Here is a 20149-nt window from a genome sequence, read left to right as displayed (position 1 = left end):
ATACAGGCCCGTCGCGACTCAGCCGGTCGTCGAGAGGCAAGCAGGCGGCCGCCGCTGCACCCACTGGGTCAATTGTTCGTGGGCGTATGCCAGTTGCAATACTGCCCTGTCCGCCTGGGCCGGGCCGATGATTTGCAGGCCCATGGGCAAGCCCTGGGGGTTGAAACCCACCGGCACGTTCATGCTCGGCAAACCGGCCAGCGTGGGGCCGATCACCACTTCCATCCAGCGGTGGTAGGTGTCCATCTCACGCCCTGCGACGAGGCGCGGCCAAGGCTGTTGTGCATCGAAAGGGAACACTTGGGCGGTGGGCAGCAACAGGAAATCGTAACGTTCGAACAGCTTGCCGAGGGCGCGGTACCAGTCGCTGCGGCTGACCGACGCCTGGTAAACGTCCGCCGCACTCAGCTGCAATCCGCCCTGCACTTCCCATTGCGCCTCGGGCTTGAGCAGTGAACGTTTTTGCGGGTCAGCGTAGGCCGCGCCGAGGGAGCCCTGGATCAGCCAATGGCGGTGTACCAGCCAGGTCTGCCACAGGCGCTCCAGGGAGAAATCCGGTTGGCAGTGCTCGACTTCGCAACCCAACGCGGCGAAGTCCTTGAGGGCCGATTCGCACAGGCTCATCACGCCATCTTCCATCGGCAGATAACCGTTGTAATCCCCGAGCCAGCCCAGGCGTGCCCCCTTGAAGTCGCGCTGCAACGGCTCACCCAATGCCGCCGGATCCTCCTTGAGCGACAGCGGCACCCGAGGGTCGTACCCCGCCTGCACACTCAGCAACTGCGCCACATCCGCCACGCTGCGCCCCATCGGGCCTTCCGTGGCCAGTTGCTGGACGAACAGCTCCGGCGCCGGCCCGTGAGGCACCCGGCCCTGGGACGGACGCAGGCCAAATACGTTATTGAACGCCGCCGGGTTTCGCAGCGAGCCCATCATGTCGCTGCCATCGGCCACCGGCAGCATGCGCAACGCCAGCGCCACTGCCGCGCCGCCGCTGCTGCCACCGGCCACGAGGCGCGGGTCATAGGCATTGCCGGTGGTGCCGAACACGCTGTTGTAGGTCTGCGAGCCCAGGCCGAATTCCGGTACGTTGGTCTTGCCGATGATGACCGCGCCACTGGCCCGCACCCGCGCCACGCTGATCGCATCTTCTTGAGGAATGTGCTCGGCAAACAGCGGCGAGCCGAGGGTGGTGCGCAGGCCCTGGGTGGCCGCCAGGTCCTTGATCGCCTGGGGCATGCCGTGCATCCAGCCACGGGATTGGCCTTGGTCCAACTCGCGATCACGCTGCGCCGCTTCGGCCAGCACCTCCTCATGGGAGCGCAGCGAGACCAGCGCATTCACCGTCGGGTTGAAGCGCTCGACCTGGGCCAGATACGCCTGCATCACCTCATGGCAAGACACCTGCCGCGCGTGAATCGCCCGTGACAGCTCGATGGCATCCAGTTCAACAATACTCAAGGTTTCACCTCGCTGGAAAACGGCGCCGGTCGTTTCGCCCGTGGCGCCTCATGCATGCAGTAAGTGCCCAGCAGCGTCAGGACGCAAGCGAACAGCACATAAAATGCCGGGGCTACCGGCGTGCCCAGCACCTTGCTGAGCCAGGTGACGATCAACGGCGCGAAGCCCCCGAATACCATCACCGCCACGTTGTAAGCCACAGACACACCCGTGGAGCGTACTTCGATGGGAAACTGCTCGGCCAGGGCCGTCGGTGCCGGGCCGAAAAAGCCGCCGATGGCCGTGCACAACATCACCTGCATCACCAGCAAGCGCTCGATGGATGGCGCCGCCGCGACCCACACATACAGCGGGTACACCATCACGAAAAACGCCAGGGTGAACGCCATCAATACCGGACGCCGACCCAGCCGATCCGACAACAGGCCGGACAGCGGAATCACCACGGTCATCAGCGCCACCGCGAACATCTGCACCATCAGCACCTGGTCCAGCGGCAGGCCGAGGTTCTTGTGGGCGAAGGTCGGCATATTCACCAGCACCACGTAGAACGACACTGTTGCCCCGCAGGCCAGGCCCATCGACACGAGGATGCTGCGGCGGTGATCGCGGATGACGTCCATCAAGCTCGGTGCCGCGCCCTTGGCCTGTTTGCGCGCCTCGATAAATTCCTCGGGATCTTCCATGTGCCGACGGATCCACAAACCCACCGGACCGATCAGCAAACCGAAGATGAACGGCAGACGCCAGCCCCATACTTCAAGGGTGTGCGGCTCGAAGAAGTGCGTGACCAACGCCACCATCGCCGCGCCGCCGAACACTGCCAGGCACTGCCCCACCAACTGCCAGGAACCGTACAACCCCTTGCGATGGGCCGGCGCGCTTTCCACCAGGAACGCCGTGGCACTGGCATATTCGCCGCCGGTGGCAAAGCCCTGAAGCATGCGCGCGACCACGATCAACATCGGCGCGCCCATGCCGATGGCGGCGTAGCTGGGGGCGAAAGCGATCAGGGCGATGGAGATGGTCATCAGCCGGATGATCAGTTGCATCGCAGCCTTGCGGCCTTTGCGGTCCGAATACATGCCCAGCAGAATCCCGCCCACCGGGCGCATGAAGAAGCCGACGCCAAACGTGGCCAGGGCCATCAGCAGCGAGGCGTATTCATCCTCCGACGGGAAAAACTGCCGGGCGATGATGCTGGCGAGAAAGCCGTAAACGATGAAGTCATACCATTCCAGCGCATTACCGATCACCGCCGCCACTACCTGGCGGGTGCGCGAAACGCCCTGCTTTGAAGTCTGCATGAGGAACACTCCATTCAACCTGTTGGGAAAGGGTCCAGCGGCAGAAAAAAGAGGTCGTCAGGCGGGCTTGAGCCAGCTCTCGGCCAGCGCGCCCCAGTAGGCGGCGCCGATCAACAGGATGTCGTCGTTGAAGTCATAGGCGGGGTTGTGGACCATCGGCCGCGAGACGCCGTTGCCGATAAACAGGTAGCTGCCGGGGCAGCGTTGCAGCATCCAGGCGAAGTCTTCGCTGCCCATCAGCTTGTTGGTGTTGCCATCGACAGCATCTTCGCCGAGCAAGGCGACGCCGACCTGGCGAGCGAATTCGGTTTCTTCGGGATGGTTGACCAGCACCGGATAGGCCGGCCGATGTTCGATCTGCGCGGTGCAGCCGAAGCTCGCGGCCTGGGTCAGGATGATCGCCTTGACCCGCTCCAGCATCAGCTCACGCACGTTCGCATCCAGGGCACGCAGGCTCAGACGCAACAGTGCTTGTTGGGGAATCACGTTGGCCGCCTGGCCCGCTTGCAACGCACCGACAGTCACCACGGCGGCTTCCTGGGCATTGATATTGCGCGCCACCACGGTCTGCAACGCCATGACCATACTGGCGGCGGCCACCAGCGGGTCCACCGTCAGGTGCGGCATGGAGCCGTGGCCGCCGACACCTTCGAGGGTCACGGTGAGCAGGTCCTGGGAGGCCATCATCGGCCCGACCCGCAGGCCCAGATGGCCGGCGGGCAAGCCCGGCATGTTGTGCATGCCGAACAGTGCATCGCAGGGAAAACGCTCCAGCAAGCCGTCGGCGAGCATGGCTTCGGCGCCGCCCTGGCCTTCTTCGGCGGGCTGGAAAATCAGGTTCAGGGTACCGTCGAACTGCCGGGTCGCGGCCAGGTAACGGGCGGCGCCCAGCAGCATGGTGGTGTGGCCGTCGTGGCCGCAGGCGTGCATGCAACCGGCGTGTTGGCTGCTGTAGCTGGCACCGGTGTTTTCGATGATCGGCAAGGCGTCCATGTCGGCACGAATCCCCAGCTTGCGCGCGCTGCTGCCATTGCGCAGCACGCCGACCACGCCGGTCTGGCCGATGCCGGTGTGGACTTCATAGCCCCAGCTTCTGAGAGATTGCGCCACGAGGGCGCAAGTGCGGTTTTCTTCAAAGCCCAGTTCGGGGTGGGCGTGAATGTCCTGACGCACGGCGTGCAGGTCGCTGGCGACATCGCTCAGCCAATCCAGGATGTGCTGGTGTGGGCTCATGGTGATTCTCCTCGCAGGCGGGTGTTCCCGTTCTTTTTCGTTGCACACCGCCAGATAACCGCGATGTGCGCAGGAGGACAATCAAAGGTGGTTCCACCCTGTGGAACCTCAGCACGGAACAATAGACCTGCAGCCGGTGAGACCCTTGTGGCGAGGGGGCTTGTCCCCCGTTGGGCTGCGAAGCAGCCCCATCAAAGCGACTCATTTTTTCAGGTAAGACGCGGCGACAGGTTTTGGGGCCGCTGCGCAACCCAACGGGGGACAAGCCCCCTCGCCACAGGAAGCGCGACAGCCTGTAAATCCGCGTATCAGGGCGTGAGGCGGCAGCCCTCGCGTTGGCCCAGCCATTGGGCACTGTGGGTACGGCCCAGGCCGCTGGCGGTCACCCGGTGTTTTTCCGGGTTGTCGGCGAAGGCGCTGGTGGGCACGTATTGCTTCACATAACCCAGGCAATAATCAGCAGGATTGCCTTCCACGTAACGGCAAGAGCAGTACTCCTTGGCGGTGTAGGCGGCGATGATGTCGGGGAAGGCTTGCAGGTTGACCCGCTCGTGCCAGACCCAGCCGAGCAACACGAGCAGCAGCAGGATCAACAGGCTGATGAAAGGATGACGGCGGATCATGGTTGCACCGCCGCAAGGACGCGTTTGAGGAGTTCGTTGTGGCGATAACTACCGTCGCGGTCATCACCGTAGCGCACGATCACCAGGTGTTCATCGGGCACCACGTAGAGGGCCTGGCCCCAATGGCCAAGAGCGGCGAAGGTGTCGGCGGGCGCGTCTGGCCAGGGTTTGGCGGCGCCTTGCACTTCGCGGTTGAGCCACCATTGGCCGCCGGGGACGGCTTCGTCCTGGCCGGGTTTGTAGCGGTCGAAGGGTTGGCGGTTGAACGTGACCCACTCCTTGGGCAGTAACTGGCGATCACCCCAGCGGCCGTCGCGCTGCATCAGCAGGCCGACGCGTGCCAGGTCGCGGGCGGTGAGGTAGGCGTATGAAGAGGCGACGAAGGTTTCGTCGGCGTCGCTTTCCCAGGTGGCGTTGCGGATGCCCAGCGGCTGGAACAGGGCGGTCCATGGGTAGTCGACGTAGGCCTTGTGGCCGAGCATGCCTTTTAGGGTGGCGGATAGCAGGTTGCTGTCACCGCTGGAATAGCGGAATGCCTGACCGGGGGCGCTGAAGGTGGCGGTGTCGGCGGTGAATTCAGCCATGTCGTGGCGGCCGCGGGTGTAGAGCATTGCGACCACCGAGGATTTCAGTGGGGCGAATTCGTAGTCTTCCTGCCAGTCGAGGCCTGAGGCCCAGTGCAGGAGGTCGGCCATGGTCACGCCGGGGTGTTGTTTCATCGGCGGGTAAAAGCGCGCGGCGGGGTCGGTGAGTTTGAAGCGGTTTTCGCCGAAGGCCACGCCGAGCACGGTGGCCATCAGGCTTTTGCTGATGGACCAGGTGAGGTGCGGGGTGTTGGCGGTGGTGGGGGCGGCGTAGCGTTCGTAGATGATCTGGCCGTCGCGGATGATCAGCAAGGCGTCGGTGCGGATGCCTTTGCGGGTGGTGTCGTCGCGGGGTGGGAAGGCGTAGTCATCCAGGGCCTTGGCGGCTGGGCCGGTCAGGGGCAGGCCTTGGGACCAATCCTTCTCCGGCCAGGGTTCGGCGTGGGCTGTCAGGGTGAACAGCAGCGCGGCGTAGAGCAGGCCTTTGAACATGGACTTTGAGACTCAGGACATTCGAGCCCGCGAGGCTAGCCCAGGGGGATGACGGTTTTGTTACGGGGCCCTTGGGGGGAGTACATATCCGTTGTTTAGGTAACGGCCGCCTATGGTTCCGCTCTTACAGCGGCTCACTTTTGAACAGCGCAAAAGTAAGCAAAACGCTCTTGCCCCACCACTCGGCTCCTCGCCTAGGCTCGGAGTGCCCTCACTCCGGCTTTGGACCGTGGGCCGCCGTCATGGGCCATCCCTGGCCCAGGACGGCTAACCTGGCGTCCTGCCAGGTTACCCACGCTCCAAAGCCTGCGTTCGGCCAGCGTGGTTTAACGGGGCGCCTAAGATCAAAATCAAGATCAAAAGCACAGCGGCCTCCCGGCCGGCTTGAGTGTTGAAGAGCAAAATCAAAAGCTAAAGCGGGCACGGTCCAAAAAATGTGGGAGCGGGCTTGCTCGCGAAGGTCGTTAACGATGACGCGGGCATCCTGAATGAACGCGGCGCTCTCAGGTTTTTCGCGAGCAAGCCCGCTCCCACAGAAAAGCAGAGCCACCCCGCCCGTAGCAGCTGTCGAGCACCAGCGAGGCTGCGTGCTTTTGATCTTGATCTGCTTTTGATCTTGATCTGCGGGCCCCGTTAACCACGATGGCCGCAAGTAGGCACGGTGGAGCGGGTAAATCGGCAGGGAAGCCGATTTAGCCGCGCCGGGCCATGGATGGCCCGTCGCGGCGGCCCGCGGAACCGGGCCGGAGTGCGGGCATGCCGAGCCTGGGCGAGGCACCGAGTGGTGGGGCAAAGACCTTTTGGTTACTTTTGGGGCGTTTGCCAAAAGTGACCCGCTGTAAGAGCGGAACCATAAGCGGCCGTTACCTAAATAACGGATATGTACTCACCCCCCCTGCAAACCACCACCAAGCCCCCTGTCATCTAAGCGTCACCGTAACTTCATGGAGATGACACCGGCCCTACATAGCCTGACATGGCACAAACAAGTCGACCGGCCGCAACCATGGCCGGCACTCGGAGACTCGCCATGACTCAGATCGCCCGCATCAGCGACACCGGCAATGAACGCCGCCTGCAAGCCGAACGCCTGATCGGCGCTCAGGCTTTGCAGGAAGCCCAGGCCCTGCGCTTCAACGTGTTCAGCGGCGAATTCCACGCCAAGCTGAAAGGCGCTGAACTGGGCCTGGACATGGATGACTATGATGTTCACTGCAGCCACATCGGCGTGCGGGATTTGAACAGCGGTCGACTCGTCGCCACCACCCGTTTGCTCGACCACCAGGCCGCCAGCACCCTGGGCCGCTTCTACAGTGAAGAGGAATTCAGCCTCCACGGCCTGCTGCACCTCAAAGGCCCGATCCTGGAAATCGGCCGCACCTGCGTCGACCCCGCCTACCGCAACGGCGGCACCATCGCGGTGTTGTGGGGCGAGTTGGCCGAAGTGCTCAACCAGGGCGGCTACAGCTACCTGATGGGCTGCGCGAGCATCCCGATGCACGACGGCGGCATCCAGGCCCACGCGATCATGCAGCGCCTGCGCGAACGCTACCTGTGCAACGAACACCTGCGGGCCGAGCCGAAAAAACCGCTGCCAGCGCTGGACCTGCCATCCAACGTCATCGCCGAAATGCCGCCCCTGCTCAAGGCCTATATGCGCCTGGGCGCGAAGATTTGCGGCGAACCGTGCTGGGACGAAGACTTCCAGGTGGCCGACGTGTTCATCCTGCTCAAGCGCGACGAGCTGTGCCCGCGTTATGCCCGCCACTTCAAGGCGGCCATGTGATGAGCCGCCTTCGGGTGTACGGGCGAATTGCCCGCGTGCTGGTGGTGGTGGCCCTGGGTTTGACCATGGCCAGTGTGTTTGGCGTATTTGAGCGTTTGGGGGTGGCCAACTCGATGGTGCGCCGGCAACGCTGGTCGCGGTTTTTCATGGCGCGGTTGACCAACGCCTTGCCCTTTCGCGTAACCGTTCACGGTGAGTTGCCGCAGCAGTCCATGCTGTGGGTCAGCAACCATGTGTCGTGGACCGACATTCCGCTGCTGGGAATGGTGGCGCCGATGTCGTTCCTGTCCAAGGCCGAGGTACGCACCTGGCCGGTGGCGGGCTGGTTGGCAGCCAAGGCCGGCAGCCTGTTTATCCGTCGTGGTTCAGGTGACAGCCAGTTGATCCGCAAACAGATGACGCGTCACCTGGAACACAAACACCCGCTGTTGATGTTCCCGGAAGGCACCACCACCGATGGCCGCACCCTGCGTACTTTTCATGGGCGGTTACTGGCCAGTGCGATTGATGCCGACGTGTCGTTGCAACCGGTGGCGATTCGTTACCTGCGAGACGGCAAAATCGACCCGCTGGCACCATTCATTGGCGATGATGATTTGCTCTCGCACCTGATGCGGTTGTTTGGCAATGATCAGGGCGATGTGGAAATTCATCTGCTCAAGCCGATTGCCTGCGCCGGGCAGGAACGTGCGGCGCTGGCGTTCCAGGCGCAGCAGGCGGTGCAGAAGGCGTTGTTTGGTGAAGTGGTGCAGCCGGCAGAACCGCGCCGAGCCGGAACCCTGGCCGCGGCCTGAACGCATACCCTGTAGGAGCGAGCTTGCTCGCGAAAAGCTAATAGGCGACACGGGCGACCGGGAGCACTGCGTTATCGTTAACGATCTTCGCGAGCAAGCTCGCTCCTACAGAATGTCTGCAAGATCGGGTAAAACACCCGGAAGTCCTCGCTCAACGGCTCATACAGCGCTCGCAATTCCTGCATGGCATGGCCCAGTTCTTCGGGCCGTGTCAGGCGCCGGCCAATTCCCCGCAGCACCTGCTCCATCACCGCAAATTCCCGATACGAACCCAGCCAGTCATCCGCCGCCATGTACGGCGCAATCTGCGCCAGCCGACCCGGCAGCGCCGGCTCTTCGGCGAGCACCCGGTAAACCCGGGAGGTAAAACGCTCCAGTGGCTGATCGGCGTACAACGCCCAATCCCGCGCCAGGCAGTGGTCGAAAAACACATCGAGGACGATCCCGGCGTAGCGGCGTCGGGTCAGTGTGAAGCGCGACAGCGCCTCCCCTATCAGTGGATGGCTGTCGGTGTAGCGATCAATTGAGCGGTGCAACTGAATCGCCGACTCGATTTGCGGGCTGAACTGGCCTTGCAGGCGACCTTTAACAAAGTCGCCATACAGGCTGCCGAGCAATTGAGCAGGAAGTTGGCCGCCAAGGTGCAGATGTGCGAGATAATTCATGGCGCGCAGTTTAGCACTGCTGCCAACGTATCGTTATAACCCGATATACCGATTTACCCTGGCTTAAGACCAAAATCATATTGGTGTATCGGGATATAACGATTTAAAGTTCGCCTCATCGCGATATAACGTTTTACAAACTTGAGCATCACTGCCATGTCCATCGACCTCGACGAAATAATAAAAGCCCTGGCGCACCCAGTACGGCGAGACATCCTCAACTGGCTGAAAGACCCGAAAGTGCAATTCCCCGAGCAGTTGCACAACCACGAATACGGCATTTGCGCCGGGCAGATCGACCAACGCTGCGGACTGTCCCAGTCCACCGTGTCGGCGCACCTGGCGAACCTGCAACGGGCGGGGCTGATCAGCAGCCAGAAGGCCGGCCAATGGCACTTTTTCAAACGCAATGAGGACGTGATCCAAGCCTTCCTCAAAGCGCTCACCGAAGAACTCAGCGCACCGCTGTAACAAGGACCCACCCATGCCTCTCTCGCTACTCATCCTGGCCTTAAGCGCCTTCGCCATCGGTACCACCGAGTTCGTCATCATGGGCCTATTGCCCGATGTGGCGGCCGACCTCGGTGTATCGATTCCCGGCGCCGGCTGGCTGGTGACCGGTTACGCCCTGGGCGTGGCCATCGGTGCGCCGTTCATGGCACTGGCCACCGCCAAGCTGCCGCGCAAGGCCGCGCTGGTAGCGTTGATGGGCATCTTCATCGTCGGCAACCTGCTCTGCGCCCTGGCCAGCGACTACAACGTGCTGATGTTCGCCCGTGTGGTCACCGCGCTGTGCCACGGCGCCTTCTTTGGTATCGGTTCGGTGGTCGCCGCCAACCTGGTGCCGGCCAACAAGCGTGCTTCGGCCGTGGCGCTGATGTTCACCGGCCTGACCCTGGCCAACGTGCTCGGCGTGCCGCTGGGCACCGCGCTGGGTCAGGAAGCCGGCTGGCGCTCGACGTTCTGGGCCGTGACAGTCATAGGTGTGATTGCGTTGATCGGCCTGATCCGCTTCCTGCCGGCCAAGCGTGACGAGGAAAAACTCGACATGCGCGCCGAACTGAGAGCGCTCAAAGGTGCCGGAATCTGGCTGTCGCTGAGCATGACCGCGTTATTCGCCGCCTCGATGTTCACCCTCTTCACCTACGTCGCGCCGCTGCTGGGGGATGTCACTGGCGTCTCGCCCAAAGGCGTGACCTGGACCCTGCTGCTGATCGGCCTGGGCCTGACCGTCGGCAACATCATCGGCGGCAAGCTGGCCGACAAGCGCCTGGCCGCCACCTTGATCGGTGTGTTCATCAGCATGGCGGTGGTGTCCACGGTACTGACCTGGACCAGCGTCGCCGTAATCCCGACTGAAATCACCCTGTTCCTCTGGGCCACCGCCTCGTTTGCCGCCGTACCGGCGCTGCAAATCAACGTGGTGACCTTCGGTAAAGCGGCGCCGAACCTGGTGTCCACCTTGAACATCGGCGCCTTCAACATCGGCAACGCCCTCGGCGCCTGGGTGGGCGGCAGCGTGATTGCCCACGGTTTCGGCCTGACCAGCGTGCCCCTGGCTGCTGCGGCACTGGCGGTGCTCGCGCTGCTGGTGACCCTGATTACTTTCCGTCAGACCGGCGATGCCGACCTGGCCCCCGCGACTAACTGATCAACTAAAGAGAAGGGTGTTATCCCATGACGACTATTTTCGATCCGATCAAACTGGGCGACCTGGAACTGTCGAACCGTATCATCATGGCGCCGCTGACCCGCTGCCGTGCCGATGCCGGTCGCGTGCCCAATGCGCTGATGGCTGAGTACTACGTACAACGCGCTTCCGCCGGTCTGATCCTCAGCGAAGCCACTTCCGTGACGCCAATGGGCGTGGGGTACCCGGACACCCCGGGCATCTGGTCCAACGACCAGGTGCGCGGCTGGGCCAATGTAACCAAGGCCGTACACGGCGCGGGCGGCAAGATCTTCCTGCAACTGTGGCACGTGGGCCGGATCTCCCACGAGTCGTACCTGGACGGCGAAGCACCGGTTGCCCCAAGCGCCATCGCGGCCAAGGGCCACGTCAGCCTGGTGCGTCCACTGGCCGACTACCCTACCCCGCGCGCCCTGGAAATCGCTGAAATTGCCGATATCGTCGACGCTTACCGCGTAGGTGCCGAGAACGCCAAGGCCGCCGGCTTTGACGGCGTGGAAGTCCACGGTGCGAACGGCTACCTGCTTGACCAGTTCCTGCAAAGCAGCACCAACCAGCGTACCGACAACTACGGTGGCTCCCTGGAAAACCGTGCACGCTTGCTGCTCGAAGTCACTGACGCAGTGATTGAAGTCTGGGGCGCCGGTCGTGTCGGTGTGCACCTGGCACCGCGTGCCGACGCACACGACATGGGCGATGCCAACCTGTCGGAAACCTTCACCTACGTCGCCAAAGAGCTGGGCAAACGTGGCATCGCGTTCATCTGCTCCCGTGAAAAGGAAGCAGGCGACAGCCTCGGCCCACAACTGAAAGCAGCTTTCGGCGGCCCGTACATCGCCAACGAACGCTTCACCAAGGACAGCGCCAACGCCTGGCTCGCCTCGGGCAAGGCGGATGCCGTGGCATTCGGCGTGCCGTTCATCGCCAACCCGGACCTGCCCGCTCGCCTGAAGGCCGATGCGCCGCTGAACGAAGCACACCCAGAGACGTTCTACGCCAAGGGCCCGGTCGGCTACATCGACTATCCAACCCTGGCACTCTGATCTTCTGAAACGAAAAAGCCCCGGCTTGCGAGAGCCGGGGCTTTTTTATGGGCGGCGGGACACATTCCCTGTAGGAGCGAGCTTGCTCGCGAAAAACGCCCAGGTGACGCGTTAATCCAGAATGCCTGCGTTATCGTTGACAATCTTCGCGAGCCAGCTCGCTCCTGCAGATGGCGCGGGTAACATTCCTTCACAGCCTTGCAACAATATTGCTACAAAATACTTAGCAAACTACCTATCAACCACCCGCTAGCCCGTATATAAAGTCACCCCACAAAATCAGGGAAAAGTCTGGTTGACCTCCCCTGGTCTTTATTGTTGACACAACTGGTCGCAATTACGCATTTTGTCTTAATTGCGCAGGCCAGGGCTCAAGCGCAGCATGTCCAACGCGATATCAACCCACCGCTCTGCGTCCTGGGCCAACTGAAAACTGTCGGGTACCAGCAGCCATTGGCCGAGAATTCCGTCGATATAGGCGTGCATGCACACCGCCGCACGTACGGTGTCGAGATTCTCCGGAAGCTGCCCGCGATGGACCGCGTTACGCAGGGTCAGCCCGATGCGCAGGTTGCATTCAAGGCTGGCGGTCTGCCGCTGACGGCGCAGATCACACATTTCATCGGTGAATTCGCACTTATGAAACAAAATCTCATTGATGCGCCGGGTCTTCGGGTCCAGGGCCACTTGATGGAACAGATGAATCAGCAGCTTGCGCATGCAACCCAGCGGATCAACCTCGTCCTCGCTCTCACTGGCCCTGGCCAATTCATCCAGCGGCTCGTGCAGCGTGTCGAGCATCGCCTGCACCAGGTCGGCCTTGTTGCTGAAGTGCCAGTAGATGGCACCGCGCGTCACGCCTGCCAGAGTGGCGATATCCGCCAGTGTGGTACGCGCAACCCCGCGTTCGTAAAAGGCTTGCTCGGCCGCTTCAAGAATCTGGCTGCGCGTTTCCTGAGCTTCCTCTTTGGTACGACGAACCATGGCAGTAAAACCTCAATCAGGAATCCTGGGGTGATAGGTAACGGCAATTCAGGAGCCGGTAACCATCATCTGAATAATTGTGGGACGACGCCTTCATGGGCGTCGAACGTACTAGAATCGAGGCTTTGGGCAGTGCTTTGTCAACATTCCGCGAAGCCTGTCAAGAGTTTACAAACAGCCATGAACGTAAGTATATTGCGTAGCAAGCTACTTATCTACTCAGTGCCTGTTTTTTACCCTTCCACACTTCTTGTGCGCACCCTGCGCGCCTGACCCGAGGATCTTCATGCAACTTAAGCCAGCTGTTACCGCCCTGGTTACTGCCGTCGCCCTGGCATCGCTGCTCAGCGGATGTAAAAAGGAAGAAGCGGCTCCGCCCGCTCAAACCCCTCAGGTCGGCGTGGTCACTATTCAACCTCAAGCCTTTACCCTGACATCCGAGCTGCCAGGCCGCACCACGGCCTATCGCATTGCCGAGGTTCGCCCTCAGGTTAACGGCATCATTCTCAAGCGTCTGTTCAAGGAAGGGGCCGACGTCAAGGAAGGCCAGCAGCTCTATCAGATCGATCCGTCGGTGTATGACGCTTCCCTGAAAAGCGCCCAGGCTAACCTCGCCCAGACCAAGTCGATTGCCGATCGCTACAAGCAACTGGTCGACGAGCAAGCCGTCAGCCGTCAGGAATACGACACTGCGGTGTCCAACCGCATGACTTCTGAAGCCAATCTGCAAACGGCCCAGATCAACGTGCGCTACACCAAGGTCTTTGCCCCGATCTCCGGGCGTATCGGCCGTTCTTCGGTCACCGAAGGCGCGCTGGTCAGCAACGGCCAGGCCGACGCCATGGCCGTGATCCAGCAACTGGACCCGATCTACGTCGACGTCACGCAGTCCTCCGCCGAAATGCTGAAACTGCGTCGCGACCTGGAAAGCGGCCAGCTGGAAAAAGCCGGCGAAAACGCAGCCAAGGTCAAGCTGACCCTGGAAGACGGCAGCGACTACAAGCTGGACGGCAAGCTGGAGTTCTCCGAAGTCTCGGTCGACCAGACCACCGGTTCCGTGACCCTGCGTGCCGTATTCCCGAACCCGGATCACACCCTGCTGCCAGGCATGTTCGTACACGCCCAGCTGCAAGCCGGCGTGAACAGCAAAGCCATCCTGGCTCCGCAACAAGGGGTCACCCGTGACCTCAAGGGTATACCGACGGCGCTGATCGTGAACAAGGACAACAAGGTCGAGCAACGTGTCCTGGTGGCCAACCGCACTTCCGGCGCCTACTGGCTGGTGGAAAAAGGCCTGGACGCTGGCGACCGCGTGATCACCGAAGGCCTGCAATTCATCAAGCCGGGCATCGAAGTCAAGGTCAAGGACGCTGACAACGCTAAACCCGCCGGCACTGCTGCAGCGCCTGCTGCCGATGCTGGTAAAGGGGAGTAATCCATGTCGAAATTTTTTATCGACCGTCCCATTTTCGCCTGGGTAATTGCCCTGGTGATCATGCTGGTCGGGGCACTGTCGATCCTGAAGTTGCCCATCAACCAGTACCCGGCCATTGCGCCAACCGCCATTGATATCCAGGTGACCTACCCGGGTGCGTCCGCACAAACCGTGCAGGACACCGTGGTGCAGGTCATCGAGCAGCAGCTCAACGGTATCGACAACCTGCGCTATGTGGCCTCGGACAGTAACTCCGACGGCAGCATGACCATCACCGCCACCTTCAACCAGGGCACCAACCCGGACATCGCCCAGGTTCAGGTACAGAACAAGCTCAACCTGGCGACCCCGCTGCTGCCACAAGAAGTACAGCAGCAAGGTATCCGGGTTACCAAGTCGGTGAAGAACTTCCTGATGGTGATCGGTCTGGTGTCGGAAGACGGCAGCATGACCAAGGATGACCTTTCCAACTACATCGTTTCCAACATCCAGGACCCGATTTCCCGGACCGCCGGTGTGGGTGACTTCCAGGTGTTCGGTTCCCAGTACGCCATGCGCATCTGGCTCGACCCGGCCAAGCTGAACAATTTCCAGCTGACGCCCGTGGATGTCAGCAACGCCATCTCGGCCCAGAACGTCCAGGTAGCCACCGGCCAATTGGGCGGTCTGCCTGCCCTGCCCGGCACCCAGCTGAACGCCACCATCATCGGCAAGACACGTCTGCAATCGGCTGACGAGTTCGGCAAGATTCTGATGAAGGTCAACACCGACGGCTCGCAGGTTCGCCTGCGCGATGTTGCGCGGATCGAACTGGGCGGCCAGAACTACAGCATCAGTGCGCAGTTCAATGGCAAGCCGGCGTCCGGTATGGCCATCAAGCTCGCCGCCGGTGCAAACGCACTGGATACCGGCAAGGCCATTCGCGCCACCGTGGCGTCCCTGGAACCGTTTTTCCCGCCTGGCATGAAGGCTGTGGTGCCGTATGACACCACGCCGGTAGTGACCGAATCGATCTCCGGTGTCGTTGACACCCTGGTCGAAGCGATCGTGCTGGTGTTCCTGGTGATGTTCCTGTTCCTGCAGAACTTCCGCGCCACCATCATTACCACCATGACGGTACCGGTGGTGTTGCTGGGTACCTTCGGGATCCTCGCGGCGTTCGGTTTCACCATCAACACCCTGACCATGTTCGGCATGATCCTGGCCATCGGCTTGCTGGTGGATGACGCCATCGTCGTCGTGGAAAACGTCGAACGGGTAATGGCCGAGGAGCACCTGTCGCCGAAAGAGGCGACGATCAAATCCATGGGTCAGATCCAGGGCGCCCTGGTAGGTATTGCGCTGGTACTGTCGGCGGTATTGTTGCCGATGGCGTTCTTCGGTGGCTCCACCGGTGTGATCTACCGGCAGTTCTCCATCACCATTGTTTCAGCGATGGCGTTGTCGGTACTGGTTGCCCTGATCTTCACCCCGGCCCTGTGCGCCACCATGCTCAAGCCGATCGACCCCGAGAAGCACGGCCAACCCAAGCGCGGCTTTTTCGGCTGGTTCAACCGCACCTTCGACAGCGGCGTACTGAAGTACGAGCGCGGCGTGGGCGCGATGATCAAGCACAAGATCCCGGCGTTCCTGGTCTATGCGCTGATCCTCGCCGGCATGATCTGGATGTTCACCCGGATTCCAAGCGCGTTCCTGCCCGAGGAAGACCAGGGTGTGATCTTTGCCCAGGTGCAGACGCCGGTCGGTTCTTCGGCGGAACGTACGCAGAAAGTCATCGACGACATGCGTGCCTTCCTGCTCCATGACAAGGAAGGCGAGCCTGGCGAAGGCAAGGCCGTGAAGTCGGTGTTTACCGTCAACGGTTTCAACTTCGCCGGCCGTGGCCAGAGTTCGGGCCTCGCGTTCGTGATGCTCAAGCCGTGGGACGAGCGTGATGCGTCCATGTCGGTATTCGAAGTGGCCAAGCGTGCCCAGGGTTACTTCTTCGGGGCCTTCAAGGACGCCATGGTATTTGCCATCGTGCCACCTTCGGTTCTGGAGTTGGGTAACGCCACCGGCTTCGACGTGTTCCTGCAAGACCAGGGTGGTGTCGGCCACGACAAGCTGATGGCTGCACGGAACCAGTTCCTCGGTGCGGCAGCACAAAGCAAGGTCCTGGCGGGCGTGCGCCCCAACGGCGTGAACGATGAGCCGCAGTACGAGCTGACCGTTGACGACGAGAAAGCCAGTGCCCAGGGCATCAGCCTGGCAGACATCCAGCAAACCCTGGCGATTGCCTTGGGTGGCAGCTACGTCAACGACTTCATCGACCGCGGTCGTGTGAAGAAGGTGTATGTACAAGGTGACGCCGCCAGCCGTATGTCTCCGGAAGACCTGGACAAATGGTACGTGCGCAGCACCTCCGGAAAGATGGTGCCACTGTCGGCCATTTCCTCGGGCAAGTGGATCTTCGGTTCGCCGAAACTCTCGCGCTACAACGGTGTAGCAGCGATGGAAATCCTCGGTACCCCGGCACCTGGCTACAGTACCGGTGATGCGATGGCGGAAGTCGAGCGCATTGCCAAAGACCTGCCGACTGGCGTTGGTTACTCCTGGACCGGTCTGTCGTACGAAGAACGTCTGTCCGGCTCCCAGGCACCTGCGCTGTACGCCTTGTCGCTGCTGGTGGTGTTCTTGTGCCTCGCGGCACTGTACGAAAGCTGGTCGATCCCGATTGCGGTGATTCTGGTTGTACCACTGGGTGTGATCGGTGCGCTGATCGCCACCAGCCTGCGGGGACTGTCCAACGACGTGTTCTTCCAGGTGGGCCTGTTGGTGACGGTGGGCCTGGCGGCGAAAAACGCCATCCTGATCGTGGAGTTCGCCAAGGAGCTTCACGAGCAAGGCAAAGGCATCGTCGAGGCGGCCATCGAGGCCTCCCGTATGCGTCTACGTCCGATCATCATGACGTCCATGGCGTTCATGCTCGGCGTACTGCCACTGGCGATCTCCACGGGCGCAGGTTCAGGCAGCCAGCATGCGATCGGTACCGGCGTAATTGGCGGTATGATCACGGCCACTGTCCTCGCGATCTTCTGGGTGCCACTGTTCTATGCAACCGTGTCCTCCGCTGGCGAGCGTAAAAAGACTGAAACCAAGCAAACTCCTAAAGAGGCTGGCCAATGAGCAAGTCGCTACTTTCCTTAGCCGTCACGGCATTCGTGCTCAGTGGCTGCTCGCTGATCCCGGACTACCAGCGCCCTGAAGCGCCGGTAGCCGCGCAGTTCCCCCAGGGGCCGGCGTATTCGTCGGCCCAGGCGCCGGGCCAGGCCGCTGCCGAGCAAGGCTGGAAGCAGTTTTTCCATGACCCTGCCCTGCAGCAGCTGATCCAGACTGCACTGGTGAATAACCGCGACCTGCGTGTCGCGGCCCTGAACATCGACGCGTATGCCGCGCAGTACCAGATCCAGCGTGCCGACCTGTTCCCGGCAATCTCGGCCACGGGCAGCGGCAGCCGTTCGCGCACCCCGGCCAAGCTGTCGCAGACCGGCGAAGCAGGCATCACCAGCCAATATTCGGCGGGTCTCGGGATCAGCTCTTATGAGCTGGACCTGTTCGGCCGCGTCCGTAGCCTGAGCGAACAAGCGCTGCAACAATACTTCGCCACTGAAGAAGCGCGTCGCTCCACCCAGATCAGCCTGGTGGCCAGCGTGGCCAACGCCTACCTGACCTGGCAGGCCGACAAGGAACTGCTCAAGCTCACCCAGGACACCCTCGGTGCGTTCGAACAGAGCTACAAGCTCACCTCGCGCAGCAACGAAGTCGGCGTGGCGTCGGCCCTGGACTTGAGCCAGGCCCGTACCTCGGTGGAAAACGCCCGGGTTGCACTGGCGCGCTATACCCGCCAGGTGGCTCAGGACGAAAACAGCCTGACCCTGCTGCTGGGCACCGGCCTGCCGGCGAACATCGCCAGCCGGCCATTGTCTGATAACCTGCTGAGCGAAGTACCGGCCGGCCTGCCGTCGGACCTGCTGCAACGTCGTCCCGACATCCTGCAGGCCGAGTACAACCTCAAGGCGGCCAACGCCAACATCGGCGCCGCACGGGCTGCGTTCTTCCCGAGCATCAGCCTGACCGCCAGCGCCGGCACCGCGAGCCCGACCCTGGGCGGCCTGTTCAAGGGCGGTTCGGGTACCTGGTCGTTTGCACCGCAGATCAACATCCCGATCTTCAACGCCGGTAGCCTGCGCGCCAGCCTGGATTACTCGAAAATCCAGAAAGAGATCAACGTCGCCAACTACGAGAAAGCGATCCAGACCGGCTTCCAGGAAGTCTCCGACGGCCTCGCCGCTCGCGAGACCTACAAGCAGCAACTGGACGCCCAACGTGGCTTCGTCGCGGCCAACCAGGATTACTACCGCCTGGCCGAGCGTCGCTACCGCATTGGTGTCGACAGCAACCTGACGTTCCTCGATGCCCAGCGCCAGCTGTTCAGTGCCCAGCAATCGCTGATCACCGACCGCCTGGCGCAGCTCAACAGCGAGGTCAACCTGTACAAGGCCCTCGGTGGTGGCTGGAACGAACAAACCGCGAAGAACGAACCGTTGAAAGAAGAAGCGCCGCCCTTGAAGCTGTTCTGATAGTGGCGCAGTAAACAAAAACCGCTTCCCTCACAGGAAGCGGTTTTTTTACGCCCACACTTTACGTTCGATCATCGCCCACAACCCGCCTTCCCCCACTTTCATCGCCCCCGCATCGCCCCGCACCATGGCCGCCACCTGCATAACCCCAATAACAACAGGTCCAACACCATGAGCACTTTCGCCCCGCGCCGGCTCCTGCTGGCAACCGCTGTCGCCAGCCTTGCCCTCCCCGTTGTCGCTGAAGAACACGGCTTTCTCGAAGACGCCAGCGCCAACCTCAACCTGCGTAATTTCTTCTTCAACCGCAATTACACCAACCCCACCAAAACCCAGGGCGGCGCACAGGAGTGGACGCAAAGTTTCATCCTCGACGCCAAGTCGGGCTTTACCCAAGGCACCGTAGGTTTCGGTGTGGATGTGCTGGGGCTGTACTCATTGAAGCTTGATGGCGGGCGCGGCACCGGTGGCACCCAGCTGTTGCCGCTGGACCACGACGGCCGCCCTGCGGATGAATTCGGGCGTCTGGGCGTGGCGTTCAAGGCGCGGATTTCGAAGACGGAAGTGAAGGTCGGCGAATGGATGCCGGTATTGCCGATCCTGCGTTCGGACGATGGCCGCTCCTTGCCGCAAACCCTGCGCGGCGGGCAAATCACCTCCAAGGAGATCGACGGCCTGACCCTGTACGGCGGCCAGTTCCGCGCCAACAGCCCGCGCGACGACAGCAGCATGACCGACATGTCGATGTTCGGGAAAACCGCGTTCACCTCCGACCGCTTCAACTTCCAGGGCGGCGAATATGCCTTCAATGACAAGCGCACCCAGATCGGCGTGTGGAACGCCCAGCTCAAGGACATCTACAGCCAGCAATACCTGAACCTGATCCACAGCCAGCCCGTAGGCGACTGGACCCTGGGCGCCAACCTCGGGTTCTTCTACGGCAAGGACGACGGCAGCGCCCGCGCCGGCGACCTCGACAACAAGACCTGGTCCGGACTGTTCTCGGCCCGATACGGCGGCAACACCTTCTACGTCGGCCTGCAAAAGCTCACCGGCAACAGCGCGTGGATGCGCGTCAACGGCACCAGCGGCGGCACCCTGGCCAACGACAGCTACAACTCCAGCTACGACAATGCCCAGGAAAAGTCCTGGCAAGTACGCCACGACTACAACTTCGCCGCCCTTGGTGTGCCGGGCCTGACACTGATGAACCGCTATATCAGCGGCAGTAACGTACACAGCGGCACGGTGACTGACGGTAAGGAATGGGGACGGGAAACTGAAGTGGCCTACGTTGTGCAGAGCGGAACATTGAAGAACCTCAATGTGCGCCTGCGCAATTCCAGCATGCGCAGGGATTACAACAACAATGAGTTTGATGAAAACCGGTTGATCGTCAGTTACCCGATAAGCCTGCTGTAAAGCCTCGACAG

At 61.7% G+C, this 20149-nt stretch carries 16 protein-coding genes; 9 read left to right on the top strand and 7 right to left on the bottom strand.

Features of this window, described 5'->3' with window-relative positions:
* Nucleotides 1–18: 18 nt before the first annotated feature.
* From ACUN0G_RS05700 to ACUN0G_RS05680, 5 genes are all read right to left on the bottom strand, one after another.
* Nucleotides 19–1461 (bottom strand): amidase, encoded by a 1443-nt coding sequence (locus tag ACUN0G_RS05700; protein WP_445572872.1) that lies wholly within the window; start codon nucleotides 1459–1461, stop codon nucleotides 19–21.
* Nucleotides 1458–2768: a citrate-proton symporter gene (locus ACUN0G_RS05695; protein WP_167662788.1), complete on the bottom strand. Its 1311-nt coding sequence runs from the start codon at nucleotides 2766–2768 to the stop codon at nucleotides 1458–1460. The genes ACUN0G_RS05700 and ACUN0G_RS05695 overlap by 4 nt, the downstream gene beginning before the upstream one ends.
* Nucleotides 2769–2825: 57 nt before the next feature.
* Entirely contained in the window at nucleotides 2826–4001 is a 1176-nt protein-coding gene (locus tag ACUN0G_RS05690; RefSeq protein WP_445572871.1) for a M20 aminoacylase family protein, read from the bottom strand.
* A 308-nt stretch (nucleotides 4002–4309) separates the two neighbouring features.
* Nucleotides 4310–4624: an amidase gene (locus tag ACUN0G_RS05685; RefSeq protein WP_258344081.1), complete on the bottom strand. Its 315-nt coding sequence runs from the start codon at nucleotides 4622–4624 to the stop codon at nucleotides 4310–4312.
* A complete protein-coding gene (locus ACUN0G_RS05680; protein WP_445572870.1) occupies nucleotides 4621–5700 on the bottom strand; it encodes a serine hydrolase domain-containing protein in 1080 nt (359 codons plus the stop codon). Before ACUN0G_RS05680 ends, ACUN0G_RS05685 begins: the two co-directional genes overlap by 4 nt.
* Before the next feature lie 1030 nt (nucleotides 5701–6730).
* On the opposite strand from ACUN0G_RS05680, the gene olsB reads away from it, so the two are divergent.
* Together olsB and ACUN0G_RS05670 are read left to right on the top strand one after the other, a co-directional pair.
* A complete protein-coding gene (gene olsB, locus ACUN0G_RS05675; RefSeq protein ID WP_093200919.1) occupies nucleotides 6731–7486 on the top strand; it encodes an L-ornithine N(alpha)-acyltransferase in 756 nt (251 codons plus the stop codon).
* On the top strand, nucleotides 7486–8280 hold the full coding sequence (locus ACUN0G_RS05670; protein ID WP_258344079.1) for a lysophospholipid acyltransferase family protein: 795 nt from the start codon (nucleotides 7486–7488) through the stop codon (nucleotides 8278–8280). The genes olsB and ACUN0G_RS05670 overlap by 1 nt, the downstream gene beginning before the upstream one ends.
* 77 nt (nucleotides 8281–8357) lie before the next feature.
* On the opposite strand, the gene ACUN0G_RS05665 is transcribed toward ACUN0G_RS05670, so the two are convergent.
* Complete coding sequence (locus ACUN0G_RS05665) at nucleotides 8358–8945, bottom strand: acyl carrier protein phosphodiesterase (RefSeq protein ID WP_258344078.1); 588 nt, start codon at nucleotides 8943–8945, stop codon at nucleotides 8358–8360.
* A 156-nt stretch (nucleotides 8946–9101) separates the two neighbouring features.
* On the opposite strand from ACUN0G_RS05665, the gene ACUN0G_RS05660 reads away from it, so the two are divergent.
* The 3 genes from ACUN0G_RS05660 to ACUN0G_RS05650 are packed head-to-tail and all read left to right on the top strand — an operon-like array spanning nucleotide 9102 to nucleotide 11678.
* Nucleotides 9102–9416: an ArsR/SmtB family transcription factor gene (locus tag ACUN0G_RS05660; RefSeq protein ID WP_003219793.1), complete on the top strand. Its 315-nt coding sequence runs from the start codon at nucleotides 9102–9104 to the stop codon at nucleotides 9414–9416.
* 13 nt (nucleotides 9417–9429) lie between these two features.
* A complete protein-coding gene (locus tag ACUN0G_RS05655; RefSeq protein WP_063032752.1) occupies nucleotides 9430–10596 on the top strand; it encodes an MFS transporter in 1167 nt (388 codons plus the stop codon).
* A 26-nt stretch (nucleotides 10597–10622) separates the two neighbouring features.
* Nucleotides 10623–11678: an alkene reductase gene (locus tag ACUN0G_RS05650; protein WP_017479327.1), complete on the top strand. Its 1056-nt coding sequence runs from the start codon at nucleotides 10623–10625 to the stop codon at nucleotides 11676–11678.
* A 351-nt stretch (nucleotides 11679–12029) separates the two neighbouring features.
* Here the strand turns inward: ACUN0G_RS05650 and ACUN0G_RS05645 are convergent, their stop codons facing one another.
* Nucleotides 12030–12662, bottom strand: coding sequence for a TetR family transcriptional regulator (locus tag ACUN0G_RS05645; protein WP_063032772.1), 633 nt, complete (start codon nucleotides 12660–12662; stop codon nucleotides 12030–12032).
* Nucleotides 12663–12948: 286 nt separating this feature from the next.
* Between ACUN0G_RS05645 and ACUN0G_RS05640 the strand changes: the two genes are divergently transcribed.
* From ACUN0G_RS05640 to ACUN0G_RS05625, 4 genes are all read left to right on the top strand, one after another.
* The gene (locus ACUN0G_RS05640; RefSeq protein WP_258344074.1) at nucleotides 12949–14097 is read left to right on the top strand and encodes an efflux RND transporter periplasmic adaptor subunit; all 1149 of its coding nucleotides are present in this window, start codon (nucleotides 12949–12951) and stop codon (nucleotides 14095–14097) included.
* Nucleotides 14098–14100: 3 nt separating this feature from the next.
* Complete coding sequence (locus ACUN0G_RS05635; protein ID WP_258344073.1) at nucleotides 14101–17262, top strand: efflux RND transporter permease subunit; 3162 nt, start codon at nucleotides 14101–14103, stop codon at nucleotides 17260–17262.
* On the top strand, nucleotides 17259–18716 hold the full coding sequence (adeC, locus tag ACUN0G_RS05630) for an AdeC/AdeK/OprM family multidrug efflux complex outer membrane factor (protein WP_445572869.1): 1458 nt from the start codon (nucleotides 17259–17261) through the stop codon (nucleotides 18714–18716). The genes ACUN0G_RS05635 and adeC overlap by 4 nt, the downstream gene beginning before the upstream one ends.
* Before the next feature lie 171 nt (nucleotides 18717–18887).
* Nucleotides 18888–20138, top strand: coding sequence for an OprD family porin (locus tag ACUN0G_RS05625; protein WP_258344069.1), 1251 nt, complete (start codon nucleotides 18888–18890; stop codon nucleotides 20136–20138).
* Nucleotides 20139–20149: the final 11 nt, after the last annotated feature.

The sequence above is a fragment of the Pseudomonas sp. 32A genome (genome assembly GCF_052682255.1).
The sequence above is the reverse complement of the archived record's forward strand: the minus strand, read 5'-3'. Positions and strand labels throughout refer to the sequence as shown.

Coding starts and splice junctions, on each gene's coding strand:
- ACUN0G_RS05685 (WP_258344081.1), bottom strand. CDS start 4,624: ATGATCCGCCGTCATCCTTTCATCAGCCTGTTGATCCTGCTGCTGCTC.
- ACUN0G_RS05670 (WP_258344079.1), top strand. CDS start 7,486: ATGAGCCGCCTTCGGGTGTACGGGCGAATTGCCCGCGTGCTGGTGGTG.
- ACUN0G_RS05665 (WP_258344078.1), bottom strand. CDS start 8,945: ATGAATTATCTCGCACATCTGCACCTTGGCGGCCAACTTCCTGCTCAA.
- ACUN0G_RS05660 (WP_003219793.1), top strand. CDS start 9,102: ATGTCCATCGACCTCGACGAAATAATAAAAGCCCTGGCGCACCCAGTA.
- ACUN0G_RS05680 (WP_445572870.1), bottom strand. CDS start 5,700: ATGTTCAAAGGCCTGCTCTACGCCGCGCTGCTGTTCACCCTGACAGCC.
- ACUN0G_RS05650 (WP_017479327.1), top strand. CDS start 10,623: ATGACGACTATTTTCGATCCGATCAAACTGGGCGACCTGGAACTGTCG.
- ACUN0G_RS05645 (WP_063032772.1), bottom strand. CDS start 12,662: ATGGTTCGTCGTACCAAAGAGGAAGCTCAGGAAACGCGCAGCCAGATT.
- ACUN0G_RS05625 (WP_258344069.1), top strand. CDS start 18,888: ATGAGCACTTTCGCCCCGCGCCGGCTCCTGCTGGCAACCGCTGTCGCC.
- ACUN0G_RS05695 (WP_167662788.1), bottom strand. CDS start 2,768: ATGCAGACTTCAAAGCAGGGCGTTTCGCGCACCCGCCAGGTAGTGGCG.
- ACUN0G_RS05640 (WP_258344074.1), top strand. CDS start 12,949: ATGCAACTTAAGCCAGCTGTTACCGCCCTGGTTACTGCCGTCGCCCTG.
- ACUN0G_RS05690 (WP_445572871.1), bottom strand. CDS start 4,001: ATGAGCCCACACCAGCACATCCTGGATTGGCTGAGCGATGTCGCCAGC.
- adeC (WP_445572869.1), top strand. CDS start 17,259: ATGAGCAAGTCGCTACTTTCCTTAGCCGTCACGGCATTCGTGCTCAGT.
- ACUN0G_RS05655 (WP_063032752.1), top strand. CDS start 9,430: ATGCCTCTCTCGCTACTCATCCTGGCCTTAAGCGCCTTCGCCATCGGT.
- ACUN0G_RS05635 (WP_258344073.1), top strand. CDS start 14,101: ATGTCGAAATTTTTTATCGACCGTCCCATTTTCGCCTGGGTAATTGCC.
- olsB (WP_093200919.1), top strand. CDS start 6,731: ATGACTCAGATCGCCCGCATCAGCGACACCGGCAATGAACGCCGCCTG.